Source organism: Streptomyces gilvosporeus (assembly GCF_002082195.1).
Taxonomy (GTDB): Bacteria; Actinomycetota; Actinomycetes; order Streptomycetales; family Streptomycetaceae; genus Streptomyces; species Streptomyces gilvosporeus.
Map to the genome: position 1 here is coordinate 6,061,675 of NZ_CP020569.1, position 19,568 is coordinate 6,081,242.

Here is a 19,568-nt window from a genome sequence, read left to right on the forward strand (position 1 = left end):
CGATTCCTGCCCGATTGCGGGCAGGAAGCTGGATGTTCGACGACCCCCGGCCTAGGGTGACGATCCATGATCGCCATAAACGCATTGGGGACTTTCTCCCTGATGGTGGGACTTCTCACCCTTACTCCCGGGCTGGACACCGCCCTCGTCCTGCGCACCGCCGCGCTCGGCCACCGCCGTCGCGCCTGGGGTGTGGTCCTCGGCATCCAGAGCGGCACGCTGATCTGGGGCGTGCTCACCTCGCTCGGTGTCACCGCGCTGCTGACCGCCTCGCACCTCGCGTACGCGATACTCCGCTGGGCCGGGGCCGCGTATCTGGTGTGGATGGGCGGCAGGCTGCTGTGGGCCACGTGGCGCACCTCGGGGGACCAGGGGGCGACCGGGAGCGGGGCGGGGGCCGAGGCCGCGGTCGGGGCCGGGGCGAGCAACACCCTGCGCGGCGGCTGGCGTCAGGGGATCGCGACCAATCTCCTCAACCCGAAGATGGGCGCCTTCTACGTCGCGGTGCTCCCGCAGTTCCTCCCCGCCCACGCCTCGCACCTCGCCGCGGGCGTGCTCCTGACCGGTGTGCACATCGTGCTGGCCGTCCTCTGGGCCTGCGCGCTGATCGCCCTCGCCCAGGTGCTCCGGGACCGCCTGCAACGGCCCTCGATGCGCCGCCTCCTCGACCGGATCACCGGTACGGTCATCGCCGCCTTCGGGCTCCGGCTCGCGCTCGGGGAGTGACGATGCGCGCGCTCCCCGCCGACGCCCAGGCCGTGGTCTTCGACTGCGACGGCCTGCTGGTCGACACCGAGGTGTGCTGGACCGTCGCGGAGACGGCCCTCTTCGCCGCGCACGGCCGCGTCTTCGGCCACACCGAGAAAGCGCTGGTCATCGGCCGTACCGTGGAGGCGGCGGGAGAGGCCATGGCGGACTGCTTCGGGCGGCCCGGAGCCGGTGGCGACCTCGCCGCCGAGCTTCTCGAAAGGGTCCGTGAGGAGCTGGCCCGGGGCGCCGCGCCGCTCCCCGGGGCGGTGGAGCTGGTGCGCGCCTGCCGGGCGGCCGTGCCGATCGCGGTCGCCAGCAACAGCCCCCGGGAACTGCTGGATGCGGCACTGGCCTCGGCCGGTCTCGCCGCGTACGTCACCCACACCTTCGCCGCCGACGAGGTGCCTTCGCCCAAGCCCGCACCGGACCTCTATCTGACGGCATGTGAGGCGCTCGGCGCGGACCCGACGCGTTCCGTCGCCTTCGAGGACTCGGCCACGGGCATCTCCGCGGCCCGTGCTGCCGGGCTCTACGTCGCCGTCGTCCCGTCCCTTCCGGGGGCCGGCCTCGACCACGACTGGCTGGGCGCCGGCCTGGATGAACCGGAACTGCTGGACTGGGCCGGGCGGCTGGGGGACGGCACCGCCCGTCGCCCCCCTGACCGGGACGCTCGCCGCGCGAGACGATCGGACATGTGAGCAAGACTGTGGGCCATTCAGCGGCTCATTCGATCTCCCTACGGTGGAGAGCACCACACCGAACCGGTACCGGGTCGACACCGACCCGGCACCGACATCGACAGGGGAGATCCCGATGCGCGCAGTCATCCAGAAGACCTTCGGCGGCCCGGAGGTCCTTGAGGTCACCGAGGCCGAACGACCCCGCCCGCTGGCCGGCGAGGTACTCGTCCGGGTCCACGCCAGCGCGGTCAACCCGGTCGACGCCGCGGTCAGGTCCGGCGCGTTCCCGCTCCTGGGCGAGCCGCCGTTCGGCGTCGGCTGGGACGTCTCGGGCGTCGTCGAGGAGACGGGACCGGGGGCCCGGTTCGCGGTGGGCGACGAGGTGTACGGGATGCCGTTCTTCCCCCGCGCGGCCACCGGGTACGCCGAGTACGTCGCCGTCCCGTCGCGGCAGGTCGCCCGCAAGCCCGCCACCCTCGACCACGTCCACGCCGCCGCCCTGCCGCTCGCCGCGCTGACCGCCTGGCAGGGGCTGGTGGACGCGGCCGGCATCAAGGAGGGCGACCGGGTGCTGATCCACCGCGCCGCCGGCGGCGTCGGCCACCTCGCGGTGCAGATCGCCAAGGCCCGCGGCGCCCATGTGATCGCCCTGGCAAGCGCCGCCCGGCACGAGTTCCTGACCGGCCTGGGGGCGGACGAGGTGATCGACTACCGGACCACCGACTTCACCGAGGCGGTGCGGAACGCCGATGTGGTCTTCGACTCGAACGCCCAGGGGACGCGTTCGCTGCGCGTGCTGCGGCCCGGAGGCGTGCTGGTCAGCATCCTCGAACACGGTGACGCCGAGCTCGCGGCCACGGTCGCGGCGGCCGGGCGGCGCTTCGCCGGGGTCTCCGTGGAGCCGGACTACGCGAGCCTGGAGGCGATCGCCGAACTCGTCGACGCCGGCCGGATCCGCCCCTACGTCGAGGAGACCTTCCCGCTGGCCGAGGCCGGCAAGGCGCATGAGCTGATCGAGTCGGGGCGGGTGCAGGGCAAGATCGTGCTGACGGTCTGACGCCGACGGCCCGCTGCGGATACCGGCCGCCCTCCTCCGCGGGGGCGGCCCGTATCGTTTCGTCACCGAAGAGGGGAACGGCGATGGACATCCTTACCGAGGCGCTGGCCTCCATGCGCACCGGCAGCCCGGCGTCCGTCCGTACCGACGGCCGCGCGCCGTGGGGGCTGCGGCTGCCGCCGGTCGCGGGCGCGGGCTTCCATGTGGTGCTCCACGGAACGTGCTGGCTCGTCCCGTTGGACGACACCCCGCCGATCCCGCTCGCCCCCGGCGACGTGATCTTCGTCCGCGACGGCCGCGGCCACGTCCTCGCCGACCACCCCTCGACTCCGGCCGAGGTGCCCCGCCCCGAGCAGTACGAGCTCGGCGACGATATGCCCATCGGCTCCCTCTCGCTGGGCGGTGACGGGCCGCGCACCAGTCTGCTGTGCGGCAACTACCATCTGGATCAGGGCCGTCCGCACCCCCTGGTGATGCGGCTGCCCGAGATCATCCACCTGCCCACCCGGCACGGCCGCCACCCCGAACTCAGCGCCGCCGTCCAGCTGCTGGGCGCCGAGCTGGACAATCCGCGCATCGGCTCCGAAGGCATCGTGCCGAGTCTGATCGACTCGCTGCTGCTCTACATCCTGCGCGCCTGGCTGGACGACCAGCCCGCCGATACCGCGCAGGGCTGGGCCGCCGCCCTGAGCGACGCCGCGGTCGCCCCCGCACTGGCGGCGATCCACCGGACCCCCGCGACGCAGTGGACCGTGGAGTCCCTGGCCGCCCGCTCCGGCCTGTCCCGCGCGGCCTTCGCCCGCCGCTTCAACGCGCTGGTCGGCGAGCCGCCGATGGCCTATCTGACCCGCTGGCGGATGACGACCGCCGCGCGGTTGTTGCAGGAGTCCGACGCACCGCTGACGAAGGTGGCGGCACGGACGGGATACGGGTCGGAGTTCGCCTTCGCCAAGGCGTTCAAGCGGGAGTTCGGGCTCGCCCCGGGAATGTACCGACGCCAGGCACGCGCCGCCGCGTGACGCCCCCCCCGGGCCCAACGCATGGCGTCGCCGGGCGCCTTCACACACAAACAGATGCTTTCCCGCACACACCGGAACCTTCGAGCACAAAGAAGACCGCACCCGGACCGTCACGACCGCCGTGATCGGCGGCATGCGGGCCGGGTGCGGGCAGCTAGGCGAAGCGACCGGAGAACGTGCAGGTCAGACCGCCCAGACAAGGCTCAGGCCTTCTTGGTCTCCCAGAAGATCCGGTCGATCTCGGCGATGAGCTCCAGGGCCTTCTCGCCGGTCTTCGGGTCGTTGGAACCCTTGGCGGCGCTCAGGGCCTTGAGGGTGTCGTTGACCAGCTGGTGCAGCTGCGGGTACTTCTCGAAGTGCGGGGGCTTGAAGTAGTCGCTCCACAGCACCGAGACGTGGTGCTTGGCCAGCTCGGCGCGCTGCTCCTTGATGAGGATCGCGCGGGCGCGGAAGTCCGCGTCCTCGTTGGCCTGGTACTTCTCCTGGACGGCCTTGACCGACTCGGCCTCGATGCGGGCCTGGGCCGGGTCGTACACGCCGCAGGGCAGGTCGCAGTGGGCGCTGACCTTGACCTTGGGGGCGAACAGGCGGGAAAGCATGTTCAGTCCTTCCTCGTGATCGTCTTCTCACGTGCGAGATTACTCGGTGCGGGAAGGCTTTTCTCGGGCGCCCCGGGGGTCTTAGGGCAAAAGTCCAGTGTCGCGCCGGGGCTGATGGAGGATGGACCGGTGAGCGAAGCGAGACGGGGGCGCCCCCGGACGGACCGGGGCGAGGCCGGGAGGTACGGGATGCCGGAGCGGGTGCAGGAGCGCGGGCCGGGGCGGGAACAGGGCGCGTCCGGCGGGTTGCTGCGGGCGTTCGGGCTCGCCGAGGTCTACAACCCGTCGATGGTGCCCACCCTGCGGCCGGGCGACCAGTTGGTGGTGCAGTACGGCGCCGTGGTGCGGCCGGGCGCGGTGGTGGTGCTGCGGCATCCGTTCCGTCAGGACCTGCTGATCGTCAAGCGCGCGGTGGAGCGGCGGGACGGCGGGTGGTGGGTGCGCGGGGACAATCCGTACGTCGAGAACGACAGCCGGGAATTCGGGGTGGTCCCGGACGAATTGGTCATCGCCCGCGCCTGGCTGCGGGTGCGGCCGCCCCGCGGGATTCACTCCCCGGCGGCCGCGCTGTCCTGGGCGGTCTCGGCGGTGCGGCCGCTGCCCTCGGAGCGTTCGCTTTCGCGGCGTTTGCGGGCGCGGTAGGCGGCGACGTTGGCGCGGGTGGCGCAGCGGTCGGAGCAGTAGCGCCGGGAGCGGTTGGTGGAGGTGTCGAGGTAGGCGTTGCGGCACGGTTTGGCCTCGCAGATGCCCAGCCGGTCGACGCCGAGTTCGGTCAGATGGAACGCCAGGCCCATGCAGGCCGTCGCGGTGTAGCTCGCGGTGGCGTTGGCGGCATGGTCGGCGATGTGCATGTGCCAGTTGGGACGCCCGTCGTCGTCGCGGAATTCGTGCCCGGAGATCTGCGGGCTGACCGGGAACTCCATCATCAGGGCGTTGAGCAGGTCCACGGCCCGCACCTCGTCGCCGGTGTCGGCGGCCTCGAAGACGGCGCGCAGCCGGGCGCGGACCGTCCGCAGCCGGGTGACGTCGCTGTCCGTCGCCCGCCGGGCGGACTGCTGCGCGGGGCCGAACAGCTCCCGGACCGCCTCGACCGTGGTCAGGCTGTCGCCGCCGCGCTCGGGCTGCTCGGTGTTGACCAGTCGCACGGCGAAATCCGAGTAATAGGCCAGTTCCACTTGTAGTCCTTACGGCATGGGAATAAGGTGCGGGTGCGCGCCTCCTGTAAGAGGCTTTGCGGCTAGCTGGGTATTACCAGGGTAGTACGGGCTGGAGGGACGGGAATGACCGAGACCATCGCCGGGGCCGACTGGCAGGGCTGGCAGACCAGTTGGGACCGGCAGCAGGAGTGGTACCTCCCCGACCGCGAGGAGCGGTTCCGGGTGATGCTCGACATGGTGGAGGCGGTGGCGGGTCCGGCTCCGCGGGTGCTGGACCTGGCCTGCGGCACGGGCAGTATCTCCGACCGGCTGCTGCGGAGGTTCCCGCAGGCCGAGAGTGTGGGGGTGGATCTGGATCCCGCGCTGCTGGCCATCGCGGAAGGGTACTTCGCCGACGAGCCCCGGGTCCGCTTCACACGGGCCGACCTCAAGGACCCGCAGTGGCGCACGAAGCTGCCGTACGACTCCTACGACGCGGTGCTGACGGCCACCGCCCTGCACTGGCTGTACGCCGATGACCTGCGGACGCTGTACGGGCAGCTGGCCACCCTGGTCCGCGACGGCGGGGTCTTCATGAACGCCGACCATATGCCCGACGAGGCCACCCCGCGGATCAACGCCGCCGAGCGGGCCCTCCGGCATGCGCGCATGGACGAGGCGAAGGCGGCCGGCGCGGTGGACTGGGCCGAGTGGTGGCAGCTGGCCGCCGCCGACCCGCTGCTGGCCGGGCCGACCGCCGAGCGCTTCGCGATATACGGCGAGCACGCCGACGGGGACACCCCGTCGGCGCACTGGCATGCCCAGGCGCTGCGCGCCGCCGGCTTCGCGGAGGCCCGGACGGTCTGGGCGTCGCCCTCGGACGCACTGGTGCTGGCGCTGAAGTAGGGCCACGGAAACCCGCTGTGGCGCTCTCCGGCCGGAGAGCGCCACAGCGGCCCCGCGCCGCAGCGCTACAGCACCTTCGACAGGAACGACTTCGTCCGCTCGTGCTGGGGATTGGCGAGCACCTCGCGCGGATGCCCGGACTCGACCACCACGCCGTCGTCCATGAAGACCAGCGAATCGCCGACCTCCCGGGCGAAGCCCATCTCGTGGGTGACGACGATCATCGTCATCCCGTCGGCGGCCAGGTCCTTCATCACGTCCAGGACGTCGCCGACCAGCTCCGGGTCGAGGGCCGAGGTCGGCTCGTCGAAGAGCATCAGCTTGGGCTCCATGGCCAGGGCGCGGGCGATGGCCACCCGCTGCTGCTGGCCGCCGGAGAGCTGCGAGGGGTAGTTGCCGGCCTTGTCGGCCAGGCCCACCCGGTCCAGCATTGTGGCCGCGCGCTCCCGGGCGTTCGCCTTGGACTCGCCCTTGACCTGGACCGGCGCCTCCATGACGTTCTCGATCGCCGTCATGTGCGGGAAGAGGTTGAAGCGCTGGAAGACCATGCCGATGTCGCGGCGGCGGGCGGCGACCTCCTTGTCGCGCAGCTCGTAGAGCTTGCCCTTGTGCTCGCGGTAGCCGACCAGTTCGCCGTCGACCGACAGCCGGCCGGCGTTGATCTTCTCCAGGTGGTTGATGCACCGCAGGAACGTCGACTTGCCCGAACCGGACGGGCCGATCAGACAGAAGACCTCCCGGGGCGCGACCTCCAGGTCGATGCCCTTGAGGATGTGGGCCGCACCGAAGGACTTGTGCACGCCCTCGGCCTTGACCATGGGGCCGCCGCTGGTGCCCGCGGCCCTGCTCGTCGTGGTCTTGTCGGTCATGCGGCACCTCCGGGGCGCTGGAAGCCGCCGCCCAGCCGCGCCCTGATGCGCTGGAGCGGGGTGGGCGGCAGCTGGCGGCTGGAGCCGCGGGCGTAGTAGCGCTCCAGGTAGTACTGGCCGATGCTCAGGACGGTCGTGGCGATCAGGTACCAGGCGGCGGCGAGGATCAGCATCTCCACGACGACACCCGAGTCGCGTCCGACGTTCTGCGCGGCCTGGAGCAGGTCGTAGTACTGGACGGCGATCACCAGCGAGGAGGTCTTCAGCATGTTGATGACCTCGTTGCCGGTCGGCGGCACGATCACCCGCATCGCCTGCGGCACGATGATCCGGCGCAGCGTCCGGCCGTGGCTCATGCCCAGCGCGTGCGCCGCCTCGGTCTGGCCCTCGTCGACCGCGTTCAGACCGGCGCGGCAGATCTCCGCCATGTACGCGGCCTCGTTCAGGCCCAGGCCCAGCAGCGCGCACAGGAACGGGGTCATGAAGTCCGACCACTCGTCCTTGTAGATCGGCATGATGTCGATGTAGTGGAAGACCAGGCCGAGGTTGAACCACAGGAACAGCTGGACGTAGACCGGCGTTCCGCGGAAGAACCAGATGTAGAACCACGCGACGGTGGAGGTCACCGGGTTCTTGGACTGGCGCATCACGGCCAGGATCACACCGCCCACGATGCCGATGATCATCGACAGCACGGTGATCAGCAGGGTGTTGCGCAGGCCCTTGAGGATGTCCGCGTTGAACATGTACTGGGGGATGGCGTTCCAGTTGACGTCCCCGGAGGCGAACGCGCGGAACAGCAGGGCGACGAGCCCGAGGACGACGACGGCCGCGACCCAGCGTCCGTAATGCCGGACCGGAATGGCTTTGATGGGCTCGGGGTGCGGAGGCGGGGAGTCCGCCGGCGGCTGGGTCGACTGGTCGACGTCAACTGACACGGGTGTGGCCTTTCAGCGTGTGGCGGGAAGGTGCGAGCAGGCGCGGCCGGGGCTCAGGAGCCGCCGTTGAGCTGTACTTCCTTGACCGCGGCGTCCTTGACGTCCCACTTCTTGAGGACCTCGGCGTACGAGCCGTTCTTGATCGTGAGTTCCACCGCGGCCTTGAGCGCGTCCCGCAGCTTGGCCTGGCCCTTGGGGACCGCGATGCCGTACGGGGCGGCCTTGAGCGGCGCGCCGCCGACCATCTGGAAGTCCTTGCCGCCGCCGGAGACGTTCACGGCGTAGGCGGCGACCGGATAGTCGCTGGAGACCGCGTCCACGCCGCCGGTGCGCAGCCGGGTCTGGGCCTCGGAGTCGTTGTCGAACGCCTCGATGGAGATGGGCTGCGAGCCGCTCTTCTGGCATGCCTTGGACTTGGCGTTGGCCAGATCGTGCGAGACCGTGCCGCGCTGTACGGCGAGCTTCTTGCCGCACATCGTGTCCCAGCCGTCGATGCCCTGGGTCTTGCCCTTCTGGGTGTAGAGCGAGACACCGACATTGAGGTAGTCGACGAAGTCGACGCCCGCGCCGATCTTCTTGCCGGTGGTGGAGTCGATGCCCTCCTGGCGGTCCTTGGTGTCCGTCATCGCCGACATCGCGATGTCGTACCGCTGGGACTTCAGACCGCCCATGAGGGTGTCGAAGGTGGCGTTGTTGAAGTTGAGCTTGATGCCCAGCGTCTTCTCCATCGCCCGCGCCAGATCCGGGTCGATGCCCGCGATCTGCCCGTTGGTACGGAACTCCACCGGCTTGTACGTCATGTCCGAGCCGACCTGGAGGAAGCCCTTGTCCTGGACGTCCTTGGGCAGCATCTTGAACAGCGGGGCATGCACATTGCGGTGCTTCTGCGCCTCGCGGCGGGCGATGGCCTCGTTGGTCTGGTCGCCACAGGCGCTGAGCACCAGCATCGAGGCGACGACCGCGGCCACCGAGGCCATGGCCGTACGCGCCGTACGCGACCTGCCGGCGGCCGGGCGACGGCTGGTACCTGCGGTCATGCTGATCCTCCTGCGGATGTCGGAGTCCGGGTACGGACAAGTCTCCGGCGAACGGGGCCGGAACGGCAGGGGCCGGACACACACCGTTGCCAAGCGACCTCGGGTTGCGTCGGATCTTTCCATCCGGCTCCGGTATTCGGACTGTCGGTCAGGTCAAAATCGGATAACGGACGGGGCGGTCCTCCGTATGACCCGGATGACGGGGGAGTGAACGGGTTCGGGCGCTGCGTCCGTCCGCAACCCGTCTCACCTGGGCGTCTCGGGATCCGGACGCATCCGGGTGGCACTTCGGCGTCTTTATATGTTTCGCCGCTAATGTCGGTTCTCACTACCGGAGGGTAATGAATCTGACTCGTCGGCGCCCGCGCCCGTCCGGTAGAAAGGTTCGTTACACCCCTCATCCGGGGCTCAGGGCGCGTGTGCGGCGCGCCCGGCGTCCGACCTCCCCCCGCACGGCGGCCATCCGCCGAGCAGGGACCGGACGCGGTGCCCGCCCACCCCTCGACCAGGGAGTGGACACCCTCAACTGATGTACGAAGAAATAAGGGGTTGGAACACAGTGGCAGCGGAGATCGTCAATCCTCGCAGCGACAGCACGGGCGCGGACGCCGGTTCGGACGGCGTTTCGGGCAGTACGGACGAAGGCTTCTTCGATCCGGCCTTTGCGCTCCACCGCGGCGGCAAGATGGCCGTCCAGGCGACCGTGCCGGTCCGCGACAAGGACGACTTGTCCCTCGCGTACACACCCGGCGTCGCCAAGGTGTGCAGCGCAATCGCCGAGCATCCCGAGCTCGTGCACGACTACACCTGGAAGTCCCAGGTCGTGGCCGTCGTCACGGACGGCACCGCGGTGCTGGGCCTGGGCGACATCGGCCCGGAGGCCTCCCTTCCCGTGATGGAGGGCAAGGCCATCCTCTTCAAGCAGTTCGGCGGCGTGGACGCGGTCCCGATCGCGCTCGCCACCACCGACACCGACGAGATCGTGGACACCGTCGTGCGGCTGGCGCCCTCCTTCGGCGGCGTCAACCTGGAGGACATCTCCGCCCCGCGGTGCTTCGAGATCGAGGCCAGGCTCAAGGAGCGCCTCGACATCCCGGTCTTCCACGACGACCAGCACGGCACCGCCGTCGTCACCCTCGCCGCGCTGCGCAACGCCGCCAAGCTGACCGACCGTGCACTCGGTCAGCTGCGCGCGGTCATCTCCGGCGCCGGTGCGGCCGGTGTCGCCATCGCCAAGATCCTCATCGAGGCCGGTATCGGCGATGTCGCGGTCTGCGACCGCAAGGGCATCGTCTCCGCCGACCGCGGCGATCTGACCGACGTCAAGCGCGAGCTGGCCGGCTTCACCAACAAGGCGAAGCTGACCGGATCGCTGGAGGACGCGCTGGACGGGGCCGATGTCTTCATCGGCGTCTCCGGCGGCACGGTCCCGGAGGCGGCGGTGGCGAAGATGGCGAAGAACTCGTTCGTCTTCGCGATGGCCAACCCCACCCCGGAGATCCACCCGGACGTCGCGCACAAGTACGCGGCCGTGGTCGCCACCGGCCGCAGCGACTACCCGAACCAGATCAACAACGTGCTGGCCTTCCCCGGCATCTTCGCGGGCGCCATGCAGGTGCGCGCCTCGCAGATCACCGAGGGCATGAAGCTCGCCGCCGCCGAGGCGCTCGCCGCCGTCGTCGCCGACGAGCTCAGCGCGGACAAGGTGATCCCCTCCCCGTTCGACGAGCGCGTCGCGCCGGCGGTCACCGCCGCCGTCGCGGCCGCCGCCCGCGCGGAGGGCGTCGCCCGCCGCTGACCGGACGGGCGCACGGACGCCAACGGGCCGGGCTCGCACCTGTCATGGGTGCGGGCCCGGCCCGTTTCCGTACGGGGTCCGGCCCGCCCGGTGACCGCGCGGACGCGGTGCGTGTCACACCCGTACGCGCTACCGCGCCGCCCGCCCGCGCTCTACGTTGGGATCATGTTTGCTGCCTACGCCGCGCGCATCGACCGCGACCAGCCCCTCAACGGCCTCGAACTGGGCGACCGCCCCGCCCCGCAGGCCCGTCCCGGCTGGACCACCGTCACCGTCAAGGCCGCCTCCCTCAACCACCACGACCTGTGGACGCTGCGCGGGGTGGGCATCACCGAGGACACGCTGCCGATGATCCTCGGCTGCGACGCCGCCGGCCTGGACGCGGACGGCAACGAGGTCGTCCTGCACTCCGTCATCGGCCAGACCGGCCACGGCGTCGGCCCCGGCGAGCCCCGCTCCATCCTCACCGAGCGCTACCAGGGCACCTTCGCCGAACAGGTCACCGTCCCCACCTGGAACGTGCTGCCCAAGCCGAAGGAGCTCTCCTTCGAGGAGGCCGCCTGTCTGCCCACCGCCTGGCTGACCGCGTACCGGATGCTCTTCACCAACGGCGGCGTACGGCCCGGCGACAGCGTCCTGGTCCAGGGCGCGGGCGGCGGCGTGGCCACCGCCGCGATCGTCCTCGGCGCCGCGGCGGGCCTGCGGGTCTTCGCCACCAGCCGCGACGAGGCCAAGCGCAAGCGCGCCCTGGAACTGGGCGCCGAGGCGGTGTTCGCCTCCGGCGAGCGGCTGCCGCAGCGGGTCGACGCGGTCATCGAGACGGTCGGCGCCGCCACTTGGTCCCACTCCGTCAAGTCCCTGCGCCCCGGCGGCACCCTCGTCATCTCCGGCGCCACCAGCGGCTTCACCCCCAAGAGCGGCGAGCTCAACCGGATCTTCTTCCTGGAGCTGAAGATCGTCGGCTCCACGATGGGCACCAAGGAGGAACTGGCCGCTCTGCTCAACTTCTGCGCCGCCAAGGGCATCCGCCCCGTCATCGACTCGACGCTGCCGCTGGACCGGGCGCGCGAGGGCTTCGCGAAGATGGCGGAGGGGGAGCTGTTCGGGAAGGTTGTCCTTACGGTCTAGGGGTTTCTCACGTTTTTGTCTGCGGCGCCGCGCGTCTTCTCGCCGTTGCGCCTGCGGCGGGCTGGGGTTGTTTGTCGGCCGCGGTGCCGCCCCTGCGGACTTCGTCCTCCGGTGCGGCCCCTCCCGACGGGGAGAGAGGAAAGGCGGTGGTCCACCCCCACCGTCCTTTTCCACCCCCAACGGGGAGGTGCCGGGCCGTAGCGGCGGAGCCGTGTAGGTCCGGTGCCGCTGCCGGACAGCCCCGCGCTGGGGGCACCTCCCAGCGTTAGCTGGGGGAGGCACAGCCCGCCGCAGGCGCAACGGGGGGAGAGCCAGAACGTCGGCCCAGGCAAAGCGCAGCGGACGGGCAGGCGCAACGGCGGCAAACCCCTACGGTGGGTCAGCCGACAACGTGGGGCCCAGGCAAAGCGCAGCGGACAGGCAATATGCCGCGAACGGGATGGAGCAGATGCGCGAGGCGTTCCGCGCGGCAGTGGCCGAGGGCGCGCCAGGGGCCGGCGGCCAGACGGTCCGTCAGCTGCTCGATGGCCTGGCGTTCCTGGCGGCCGCGGTCGGTGGCGGCGCCGTCCGGCGTGATGCTGCCGCGGGCGACGAGGCGGTGGCGGGCCTCGCTCCACTCCTGGGCGCTCCAGCCGCGCCCCGCGAAGTCGGCGTCCGGCGCGGCGCCGATCGCGGCGAACGACACCAGCGCCTCGCACGGGTCGAGACCAAAGGTCAGCAGCGCCGTCAGATGGCCGTCGCTGCGGTGTTCGCGCAGCACCGTCGCGGCCTGCCAGAGCACCAGATGCGGTGCGTCGGGCCAGGGCAGATCGCGGTTGGCGGCGGCCAGCGGGCGGGCCGCGATCCCGGCGTTCTCGGCGGCCTGGCGGGCCAGCCGGGCCGCCTCGGTCAGCTGGCCGCCGGTCAGCCGGTCGCCGATCAGGGCCCGTAGCGCGCGGTCCATGGCCAGCAGCCGCGCGTCCAGCACCTTGGCCGGGTCGGCGGTGGTCCAGATCGCCGGGACATGACGGGCGATCAGCCGCGGGCTGAGGCTGTAGTGCGTCGCGGCCACCAGCGCCGGCCCGGCGGCGCCCAGCGGCGCCGTACGCCAGGCGAAATAGCTGGGCCAGCGCGAGGCGACGTCATAACCGAGGTCCGCGGCCACCTGGCGGGCCTCGGGGGCGAAGTAGAGCGTGGCGTGCAGCGGATCGATCTGATGCCACATCCGGCGGGCGACCGAAAGGTAATCCGACATCGCTGTACCTCTGGGCCTTCACGATGCGAACGGACAGGGGGAGGGGGCCGTGGACGGCGAATGCGCGAGGACTATGCGATGAAAGGAATTCCCCGATTACGCGCCGTGAATCCCGAGCGAGATAACTAACTCTGGGTGATGGGCCCCGTCTTCGCCCCTACGCCTCCGGGCCCGTCGGCGGCCCGGAGCGCTCCGCACCGCGCAGCAGCGCGCCGATCCGGGCGGCCGCCGTGGACAACTGACTGCGGGACTCCCGGAGTTGGTCGGCCGTGACGCCGTGGTCGCGGGCCGCATCGCGCAGATCGTCGCGGAAGCGGTCCAGCAGGCGGTCGAAGTCGCGCGCCGGATCGCCGGTCCCCGGCTCGCCCGCCCACTCGGGGGCCGCAGCAGAGGGCGCGGCGTCGGCCGCTCCGGTGGAGCCGGTGCTTGCACCGGACTTGGCCGCGGCGTCGGCGTCCCCCTCGCCGTCGTACCGCCCGGCCCCGGTGAAGCGGCCGACCTCGCGGGAGACCTCGGACAGCGCCTCGCGTACCGCGCCCGACCAGTCCCCGGACCGCACGTGCTCCTGGGCCTGCTCCTGGACCCGCCGCAGGACCTGCTGGACCTCCTCGCGGGCATACGCCTGCGCGTCTCTGGCCTGCTTACGGGCGCGCTGCGCATCCTGCCGGGCGCGGCGGCTCTCCTCCTTGGCGCGGCGGGCCTGTTCCCGCCACTCCTCCTTGGCGCGCCGGAACTCCTCCCTGGCCTGCCGCCAGGATTCCTTGTCGCCGAACGCGCCGTCGGCGGGACCGGGGGGCGCCTGCCCGCCGCCCGCGTCCGGGCCGCCCGGCGTCCGGGGCTCGCGCGCCCCCGCCCGGGCCTGCCGCGCGGCCTCCCGCATCTCGCGGCGCAGATCCCGCGCCGAACCGCTCACGTCCTCGCGGATGTCGGAGGCCAGTGCGGCGACCGACTCGCGGATCTCCAGTTCCAGATCGGCCAACTCGCCGCCGCGGTCGGCCAGTTCGGCGCGGCCGGCGTCGGTGAGGGAGTAGACCTTGCGGCCTCCCTCGGTGGCATGGGTGACCAGGCCCTCGGCCTCCAGCTTGGCCAGCCGCGGGTAGACGGTGCCGGCCGACGGTGCGTACAGGCCCTGGAAGCGTTCCTCCAGGAGACGGATGATCTCGTAGCCGTGCCGCGGGGCCTCGTCGAGCACCTTGAGGAGGTACAGGCGCAGGCGGCCATGGGCGAAGACGGGGGGCATGCTCAGAGCACCTTCTTCCCGGTGTCCTCGAACGCGGGGCGGCGCAGCAGCGCCAGCCCGCCCGAGATCGTGGAGGCCCGCAGCGTGCCGCCGCCCGCGCCCAGCGTGCCGGTGATCTGCCGCGGGCCCCAGCCGCTGACCCGCAGATCGTCGAAGGCGTTGGCGACCGAGCCGGTCGTGGTGTTGACCGACACATGGGCGTCGGCCGGGTCGGGCAGCCGGATGGCGATCTCGCCGGAGACGGTCGTCAGCTGGATGTCCGCCTCCGTGGCGATACGGTCCAGATCCAGGGTCATATCGCCGCTGACGGAATCGGCGCGCACCCCGGCGCCGCCGCCGTCGATCACCGTCAGATCGCCCGAGACGGTGTGGAAGCGCAGCTCGCCGGTGACGCCCTGGGCCTCGACGGCGCCCGAGACGGTGTCCGCCCGCACCGCACCGGTCAGCCCGACGAGGGTGCAGCCGCCGGAGACGCCGCGCAGGTCCGTACGTCCCGAGATGCCGGAGACCACCGCGCTCGCGCCGACCACACCGACCTCGACGCGGGTGTCCGCCGGGACGGTCACCGAGACCACGGCCCGGCGGCGCCAGGCGGTGCGGTCGAAGAACTTCAGGAAGCCCTTCCAGGGGAGGTCCTCGTAGGCGACGGTGAGCGTGCCGCCGTCGTACGAGACGGTCAGCGGCTCCCCGTCGATCTCGCTGACCTCCAGGCGAGGCGGGCCGCCGTCCGAGGTGCCCACGACATTCACGGTGCCGCCGGCCGTGCGCACGTTCAGGGCTCTGACCGGCTCGGTGAACTCCAGCGTGCGTGGTGCGGAGACCGACCACTCGGACCGGGCTGACATACCGGGCCTCCCCTGCATAGGCGCGCACACGGGCAGCCGTGCAACGCAACATATCGTGTCTTCGGTAGACACGATATATCGCGGTAGGGTGAAGTCAAGGGAGGGGATCGCGAGGGGGACGAGGGGGTATACGGAGCGGGCCCCGGCCTCACTCGGCCGGGGCCCGCGTTCACTCGTCGTCGTCCTCGTCGTCCAGCCGCGCCAGCCAGGTCGCCAGGCGCTCCACCGGGACCTCGAAGTCCGGGTTCAGATCGACGAAGGTGCGCAGCTGATCGGCCACCCAGCCCAGGGTGACCTCCTCCTCGCCGCGCCGGTTCTCCAGCTCCTCGATGCCACGGTCAGTGAAATACACGCGCTCTCCACCAGGGGTCATACAGGGTCAGGGGCCCTACGGAATCAGGGGACGTCCCGGCCAGGATAGGCAGGCCCGCGGGCCGAAGGGCCCGCCCCCACCGGTGTGGGAACGGGCCCTTCGGCCGTACTGCGAGCGGGGTGACGCCTACGCGTCGAAGACCTCCGCCACCAGCTGCGCCTGCTCGGCCTGGTGCCGCTTGGCGGAACCGACCGCCGGCGAGGAGCCGTGCGGCCGCGAGATGCGGCGCAGGCGCTCACCGTGCGGGACGTCGGCGCCGACCGCCAGGTCCAGGGCATCGATCAGGTTGAGACCGAGGAACGGCCAGGCACCCTGGTTCGCCGGCTCCTCCTGGGCCCACAGGTACTTCTCGGCGTTCGGGAACTTGGCGATCTCCGCCTGGAGTTCCTTGCCGGGCAGCGGGTAGAGCCGCTCCAGCCGCACGATCGCGGTGTCCTGCGCGCCGCGCTTCTCCCGCTCCGCCTCCAGGTCGTAGTAGAGCTTGCCGGAGCAGAAGACGATCTTGCGGACGTCCTCGGGCTTCACCGTCGAGTCGCCGATGACCGGACGGAAACCGCCCGAGGTGAACTCCTCCGCCTTCGACGCCGCCGCCTTGAGCCGCAGCATCGACTTCGGGGTGAAGACGACCAGCGGCTTGTGGTGCGGGTTGTGCACCTGCCAGCGCAGCAGGTGGAAGTAGTTGGAGGGGAGCGTCGGCATCGCGACGGTCATGTTGTTCTGCGCGCACAGCTGGAGGAAGCGCTCGATCCGGGCCGAGGAGTGGTCCGGGCCCTGGCCCTCGTAACCGTGCGGCAGCAGCAGGGTGACGCCGGAGGTCTGGCCCCACTTCTGCTCCGCCGAGGAGATGAACTCGTCGACGATGGTCTGCGCGCCGTTGACGAAGTCACCGAACTGCGCCTCCCACATGACCAGCGCCTCCGGGCGGGCCAGCGAGTAGCCGTACTCGAAGCCCATCGCCGCGTATTCGCTCAGCAGCGAGTCGTAGACGTTGTAGCGGGCCTGGTCCTCGGAGAGGTAGAGCAGCGGGGTGTAGTCCTCGCCGGTCACGCGGTCGATCAGCACCGCATGGCGCTGGCCGAACGTGCCGCGGCGGGAGTCCTGGCCGGCGAGCCGGACCGGGGTGCCCTCCATCAGCAGCGAACCGATGGCGAGGGTCTCGCCCATGCCCCAGTCGATGGTGTCGTCCTCGACCTGGGCCGCGCGGCGCTGGAGCTGCGGCAGCAGACGCGGGTGAACGGTGACCCGCTCGGGGATGTTGACCTGCGACTCGGCGATCCGCTTGACGACCTCCTGGGAGATCGACGTGTCCACGAAGACCGGGAACTCGGCCTTGGGCTGCGGCACCTCGGGCACGGCCGGGGTCGTCGTGGCGTCCCGGACCTCGGTGAAGACCTTCTCCAGCTGGCCCTGGAAGTCCTGGAGCGCCTGCTCCGCCTCTTCGAGGGTGATGTCGCCCCGGCCGATCAGCGACTCGGTGTACAGCTTGCGCACCGAGCGCTTCTTGTCGATCAGGTCGTACATCAGCGGCTGGGTGAAGGCCGGGTTGTCCGACTCGTTGTGACCGCGGCGGCGGTAGCAGATCAGGTCGATGACCACGTCCTTGTTGAACGCCTGGCGGAACTCGAACGCGAGGCGGGCGACGCGGACGACGGCCTCGGGGTCGTCGCCGTTGACGTGGAAGATCGGCGCCTCGATCATGCGGGCCACGTCCGTGGCGTACATGGAGGAGCGGGACGACTCCGGGGCGGCGGTGAAGCCGACCTGGTTGTTGATGACGACGTGCACCGTGCCGCCGGTGCGGTAGCCGCGCAGCTGGGACATGTTCAGCGTCTCGGCGACCACACCCTGGCCGGCGAACGCCGCGTCACCGTGCAGCTGGATCGGCAGGACGGTGAAGTCCGTACCGCCCTTGCCGATGATGTCCTGCTTGGCGCGGGCGACACCCTCGACGACCGGGTCCACGGCCTCCAGGTGGGAGGGGTTGGCGGTCAGCGAGACCTTGATCTGCTCACCGTCCAGGCCCGTGAAGGTGCCCTCGGCGCCCAGGTGGTACTTCACGTCGCCGGAGCCGTGCATCGACTTCGGGTCGAGGTTGCCCTCGAACTCGCGGAAGATCTGCGCGTACGACTTGCCGACGATGTTCGCCAGGACGTTCAGCCGGCCGCGGTGGGCCATGCCGATGACGACCTCGTCCAGGCGCGACTCGGCCGCGGAGTCGATGACCGCGTCCAGCAGCGGGATGACGGACTCGCCGCCCTCCAGCGAGAAGCGCTTCTGGCCGACGTACTTGGTCTGCAGGAACGTCTCGAACGCCTCGGCGGAGTTCAGCCGGCGCAGGATGCGCAGCTGCTCGTCGCGCTCGGGGCCCTTGTGGGTGCGCTCGACGCGGTCCTGGATCCACTTGCGCTGCTTGGGGTCCTGGATGTGCATGAACTCGATGCCGGTGGTGCGGCAGTACGAGTCGCGCAGCACGCCCAGGATGTCGCGCAGCTTCATCATCGACTTGCCCGAGAACCCGCCGACCGCGAACTCGCGCTCCAGGTCCCACAGGGTCAGGCCGTGCTCGATGATGTCGAGGTCGGGGTGCTTGCGCTGGCGGTACTCCAGCGGGTCGGTGTCGGCCATGACGTGGCCGCGCACCCGGTAGGAGTGGATCAGGTCGAAGACCCGGGCGGCCTTGGTGACGTCGTCGTCGTGGGAGACGTCGATGTCGCGCATCCAGCGGACCGGCTCGTAGGGGATCCGCAGCGACTTGAAGATGTCGTCGAAGAACCCGTTGTCACCGAGCAGCAGCTGGCTCATGATCCGCAGGAATTCGCCGGAGGCGGCGCCCTGGATCACGCGGTGGTCATAGGTGCTGGTCAGCGTCATGACCTTGGAGACGCCCATCTTGTTCAGGGCGTCCTGCGAGGTGCCCTGGAACTCGGCGGGGTAGTCCATCGAGCCGACGCCCATGATCATGGACTGGCCGGGCATCAGACGCGGCACGGAGTGCACGGTGCCGATGCCGCCCGGGTTGGTCAGCGACGCGGTGACTCCGGTGAAGTCGTCCATCGTCAGCTTGTTGTCGCGCGCCCGGCGGACGATGTCCTCGTAGGCCTGCCAGAACTCGAAGAAGGTCATCGTCTCGGCCTTCTTGATGGCCGCGACGACCAGCTGGCGCTCCCCCTTGGCCTTGACCAGGTCGATGGCCAGACCGAGGTTGATGTGCGGGGGCTTGACCAGGGTCGGCTTGCCGTCCTTGACCGCGAACGAGTTGTTCATCGACGGCATGGCCTTGAGGGCCTGCACCATCGCGTACCCGATCAGGTGCGTGAAGGAGACCTTCCCGCCGCGGGCGCGCTTGAGGTGGTTGTTGATGACGATGCGGTTGTCGAACAGCAGCTTCACCGGGACCGCGCGCACGGACGTGGCCGTCGGCAGCTCCAGGGAGGCGCTCATGTTCTTCGCGACGGCGGCGGACGGGCCGCGCAGGGTGACGAACTCGGGGCCGCCCTCGGGGGCCGCCTTCGCGTCCGTCGTGGCCGCGGGCTTGGCGGCGGGCTTCTCGGCCGGCTTGGCCGGGGCCGCGGGGGCCTTCGCGGCCGGCTTCTCGGCCGCGGCCGGAGCGGCCGGGGTCACCGGCTTCTCGGCCGGGGCCGGCGGGGCCGCGGGGGCGGCCGGCGCAGCCGGGACCGACGGGGCCGGGGCGGCCGCGGCGGGGGAGGAGCCCTCCGCCGACTGGCCCGGAGCGGTGGCACCGCCCGGCTTGTAGTCGGCGAAGAAGTCCCACCAGGCTCGGTCTACCGAGTTCGGGTCCTGGAGGTACTGCTGGTAGATCTCGTCGACGAGCCACTCATTCGGACCGAACGCGGCAGCAGGGTTCTTGCCCTGCCCCTCTTGGTCAGTCGAGATGCTCGCACTGTTGGGGGACTGTAGCGACACGGCGGCAACCGCCCTCTTCCGCTTCCTAAAGGTGG

The 19,568-nt window shown here is 70.8% G+C and carries 18 protein-coding genes; 8 read left to right on the forward strand and 10 right to left on the reverse strand.

Features of this window, described 5'->3' with window-relative positions; all coding sequences use genetic code 11:
• Nucleotides 1–66 precede the first annotated feature (66 nt).
• The 4 genes from B1H19_RS27205 to B1H19_RS27220 all read left to right on the forward strand — a co-directional run bounded on the left by B1H19_RS27205 (nt 67) and on the right by B1H19_RS27220 (nt 3,506).
• A complete protein-coding gene (locus tag B1H19_RS27205; RefSeq protein ID WP_083107369.1) occupies nt 67–726 on the forward strand; it encodes a LysE family translocator in 660 nt (219 codons plus the stop codon).
• A 2-nt stretch (nt 727–728) separates the two neighbouring features.
• Nucleotides 729–1,448 carry an HAD family hydrolase gene (locus B1H19_RS27210; RefSeq protein ID WP_083107370.1) on the forward strand — a complete coding sequence of 240 codons (720 nt, stop codon included), beginning with the start codon at nt 729–731 and terminating at the stop codon, nt 1,446–1,448.
• Nucleotides 1,449–1,563: 115 nt separating this feature from the next.
• Entirely contained in the window at nt 1,564–2,487 is a 924-nt protein-coding gene (locus tag B1H19_RS27215; protein WP_083107371.1) for an NADP-dependent oxidoreductase, read from the forward strand.
• Between the two features lie 83 nt (nt 2,488–2,570).
• Nucleotides 2,571–3,506 (forward strand): AraC family transcriptional regulator, encoded by a 936-nt coding sequence (locus B1H19_RS27220; protein ID WP_083107372.1) that lies wholly within the window; start codon nt 2,571–2,573, stop codon nt 3,504–3,506.
• 203 nt (nt 3,507–3,709) lie between these two features.
• On the opposite strand, the gene sodN is transcribed toward B1H19_RS27220, so the two are convergent.
• Nucleotides 3,710–4,105: a superoxide dismutase, Ni gene (gene sodN / locus B1H19_RS27225; protein WP_083107373.1), complete on the reverse strand. Its 396-nt coding sequence runs from the start codon at nt 4,103–4,105 to the stop codon at nt 3,710–3,712.
• 189 nt (nt 4,106–4,294) lie between these two features.
• On the opposite strand from sodN, the gene sodX reads away from it, so the two are divergent.
• Nucleotides 4,295–4,747, forward strand: coding sequence for a nickel-type superoxide dismutase maturation protease (gene sodX / locus B1H19_RS27230; protein WP_083107374.1), 453 nt, complete (start codon nt 4,295–4,297; stop codon nt 4,745–4,747).
• Here the strand turns inward: sodX and B1H19_RS27235 are convergent.
• Nucleotides 4,654–5,280, reverse strand: a complete 627-nt coding sequence (locus tag B1H19_RS27235; RefSeq protein ID WP_083107375.1) for a CGNR zinc finger domain-containing protein — start codon at nt 5,278–5,280, stop codon at nt 4,654–4,656. The two genes, sodX and B1H19_RS27235, sit on opposite strands and share 94 nt — an antisense overlap.
• A gap of 105 nt (nt 5,281–5,385) precedes the next feature.
• Here B1H19_RS27235 and B1H19_RS27240 point away from each other — a divergent pair, with 105 nt between their 5' ends.
• Nucleotides 5,386–6,147 (forward strand): class I SAM-dependent methyltransferase, encoded by a 762-nt coding sequence (locus B1H19_RS27240; protein ID WP_083107376.1) that lies wholly within the window; start codon nt 5,386–5,388, stop codon nt 6,145–6,147.
• Nucleotides 6,148–6,212: 65 nt separating this feature from the next.
• Here B1H19_RS27240 and B1H19_RS27245 read toward each other — a convergent pair whose 3' ends face one another.
• From B1H19_RS27245 to B1H19_RS27255, 3 genes are read right to left on the reverse strand one after another with little or no spacing between them, the layout of a single operon-like run.
• Nucleotides 6,213–6,965: an amino acid ABC transporter ATP-binding protein gene (locus B1H19_RS27245; RefSeq protein ID WP_083109908.1), complete on the reverse strand. Its 753-nt coding sequence runs from the start codon at nt 6,963–6,965 to the stop codon at nt 6,213–6,215.
• A 47-nt stretch (nt 6,966–7,012) separates the two neighbouring features.
• Nucleotides 7,013–7,954, reverse strand: a complete 942-nt coding sequence (locus B1H19_RS27250) for an amino acid ABC transporter permease (protein WP_083107377.1) — start codon at nt 7,952–7,954, stop codon at nt 7,013–7,015.
• A 53-nt stretch (nt 7,955–8,007) separates the two neighbouring features.
• Entirely contained in the window at nt 8,008–8,991 is a 984-nt protein-coding gene (locus B1H19_RS27255; protein WP_083107378.1) for an ABC transporter substrate-binding protein, read from the reverse strand.
• Nucleotides 8,992–9,550: 559 nt separating this feature from the next.
• On the opposite strand from B1H19_RS27255, the gene B1H19_RS27260 reads away from it, so the two are divergent.
• Together B1H19_RS27260 and B1H19_RS27265 are read left to right on the forward strand one after the other, a co-directional pair.
• The gene (locus B1H19_RS27260; RefSeq protein ID WP_083107379.1) at nt 9,551–10,789 is read left to right on the forward strand and encodes an NAD(P)-dependent malic enzyme; all 1,239 of its coding nucleotides are present in this window, start codon (nt 9,551–9,553) and stop codon (nt 10,787–10,789) included.
• A 165-nt stretch (nt 10,790–10,954) separates the two neighbouring features.
• Nucleotides 10,955–11,917 carry a zinc-binding dehydrogenase gene (locus B1H19_RS27265; RefSeq protein ID WP_083107380.1) on the forward strand — a complete coding sequence of 321 codons (963 nt, stop codon included), beginning with the start codon at nt 10,955–10,957 and terminating at the stop codon, nt 11,915–11,917.
• Between the two features lie 379 nt (nt 11,918–12,296).
• Here B1H19_RS27265 and B1H19_RS27270 read toward each other — a convergent pair whose 3' ends face one another.
• From B1H19_RS27270 to B1H19_RS27290, 5 genes are all read right to left on the reverse strand, one after another.
• The gene (locus B1H19_RS27270; RefSeq protein WP_083107381.1) at nt 12,297–13,151 is read right to left on the reverse strand and encodes an SCO6745 family protein; all 855 of its coding nucleotides are present in this window, start codon (nt 13,149–13,151) and stop codon (nt 12,297–12,299) included.
• 157 nt (nt 13,152–13,308) lie between these two features.
• Nucleotides 13,309–14,391: a PadR family transcriptional regulator gene (locus B1H19_RS27275; protein WP_083107382.1), complete on the reverse strand. Its 1,083-nt coding sequence runs from the start codon at nt 14,389–14,391 to the stop codon at nt 13,309–13,311.
• A 2-nt stretch (nt 14,392–14,393) separates the two neighbouring features.
• The gene (locus B1H19_RS27280) at nt 14,394–15,236 is read right to left on the reverse strand and encodes a DUF4097 family beta strand repeat-containing protein (RefSeq protein ID WP_083107383.1); all 843 of its coding nucleotides are present in this window, start codon (nt 15,234–15,236) and stop codon (nt 14,394–14,396) included.
• A gap of 169 nt (nt 15,237–15,405) precedes the next feature.
• Complete coding sequence (locus tag B1H19_RS27285; protein WP_083107384.1) at nt 15,406–15,588, reverse strand: DUF6104 family protein; 183 nt, start codon at nt 15,586–15,588, stop codon at nt 15,406–15,408.
• Nucleotides 15,589–15,735: 147 nt separating this feature from the next.
• On the reverse strand, nt 15,736–19,533 hold the full coding sequence (locus tag B1H19_RS27290; protein WP_083107385.1) for a multifunctional oxoglutarate decarboxylase/oxoglutarate dehydrogenase thiamine pyrophosphate-binding subunit/dihydrolipoyllysine-residue succinyltransferase subunit: 3,798 nt from the start codon (nt 19,531–19,533) through the stop codon (nt 15,736–15,738).
• Nucleotides 19,534–19,568: the final 35 nt, after the last annotated feature.

Bases quoted from the DNA above. Each gene is read 5' to 3' on its own strand.
- B1H19_RS27205 (WP_083107369.1), top strand. From the start codon at position 67: ATGATCGCCATAAACGCATTGGGGACTTTCTCCCTGATGGTGGGACTT.
- B1H19_RS27210 (WP_083107370.1), top strand. From the start codon at position 729: ATGCGCGCGCTCCCCGCCGACGCCCAGGCCGTGGTCTTCGACTGCGAC.
- B1H19_RS27215 (WP_083107371.1), top strand. From the start codon at position 1,564: ATGCGCGCAGTCATCCAGAAGACCTTCGGCGGCCCGGAGGTCCTTGAG.
- B1H19_RS27220 (WP_083107372.1), top strand. From the start codon at position 2,571: ATGGACATCCTTACCGAGGCGCTGGCCTCCATGCGCACCGGCAGCCCG.
- sodN (WP_083107373.1), bottom strand. From the start codon at position 4,105: ATGCTTTCCCGCCTGTTCGCCCCCAAGGTCAAGGTCAGCGCCCACTGC.
- sodX (WP_083107374.1), top strand. From the start codon at position 4,295: ATGCCGGAGCGGGTGCAGGAGCGCGGGCCGGGGCGGGAACAGGGCGCG.
- B1H19_RS27240 (WP_083107376.1), top strand. From the start codon at position 5,386: ATGACCGAGACCATCGCCGGGGCCGACTGGCAGGGCTGGCAGACCAGT.
- B1H19_RS27245 (WP_083109908.1), bottom strand. From the start codon at position 6,965: ATGGTCAAGGCCGAGGGCGTGCACAAGTCCTTCGGTGCGGCCCACATC.
- B1H19_RS27255 (WP_083107378.1), bottom strand. From the start codon at position 8,991: ATGACCGCAGGTACCAGCCGTCGCCCGGCCGCCGGCAGGTCGCGTACG.
- B1H19_RS27265 (WP_083107380.1), top strand. From the start codon at position 10,955: ATGTTTGCTGCCTACGCCGCGCGCATCGACCGCGACCAGCCCCTCAAC.
- B1H19_RS27270 (WP_083107381.1), bottom strand. From the start codon at position 13,151: ATGTCGGATTACCTTTCGGTCGCCCGCCGGATGTGGCATCAGATCGAT.
- B1H19_RS27275 (WP_083107382.1), bottom strand. From the start codon at position 14,391: ATGCCCCCCGTCTTCGCCCATGGCCGCCTGCGCCTGTACCTCCTCAAG.
- B1H19_RS27280 (WP_083107383.1), bottom strand. From the start codon at position 15,236: ATGTCAGCCCGGTCCGAGTGGTCGGTCTCCGCACCACGCACGCTGGAG.